The organism is Vibrio sp. 10N.286.49.B3, assembly GCF_002873395.1.
Classification (GTDB): Bacteria; Pseudomonadota; Gammaproteobacteria; order Enterobacterales; family Vibrionaceae; genus Vibrio.
In genome coordinates, this window is record NZ_MCUV01000049.1 from 1 (window position 1) to 578 (window position 578).

Below are 578 nucleotides of genomic sequence, written 5' to 3' on the forward strand. Positions count from 1 at the left end.
TATCCACTCCAGCTTTAGGTATCATACAGGCATTTTCAACCACAATATTTAGCCCAGAAGACAACGGTCTAAGTTGCTCTAGTTTTTCAATACTCTCCAGTTCAGATGCTGGCAATGTAGGTATTTTAATTAACGCAGATACCTTGTAAGCATATAAGCCTAAATGACGATAATAGCTACCCTCAGGCATAATACATTTTGTTTTGCTAAATGCATCTCTAGGGTAAGGGATAGGAGCTCGGCTAAAATATAATGCTTTATTATTTTCACCTGAAACAACCTTAACCACATTCGGGTTTAATAGATCATCGACGGAAGTAATAGGTGTCATTAAGGTTGAAATTGATGCTTCATTTGATACTAACAATTGAGCGACTTGTTGTAATAGCTCTGGTTCAATGAGTGGCTCATCGCCTTGCAAATTCACCACAATATCATCGTCATCGAATTGATGCAGTTGTGCAACTTCAGCAAGTCTATCAGTACCTGACTCATGATCTTCCGATGTCATAACACCTATAACATCATACTCAGCAACTGCATCGATAATGCGAGCATCATCAGTCGCGACATAAATA

The 578-nt window shown here is 38.6% G+C and carries 1 protein-coding gene; it reads right to left on the reverse strand.

The genetic code is table 11. The annotated features are described in order from the left end of the window. A partial coding sequence (gene kdsB, locus BCU68_RS15565) for a 3-deoxy-manno-octulosonate cytidylyltransferase (RefSeq protein WP_102565671.1) occupies positions 1-578 on the reverse strand: 578 nt, incomplete at both ends.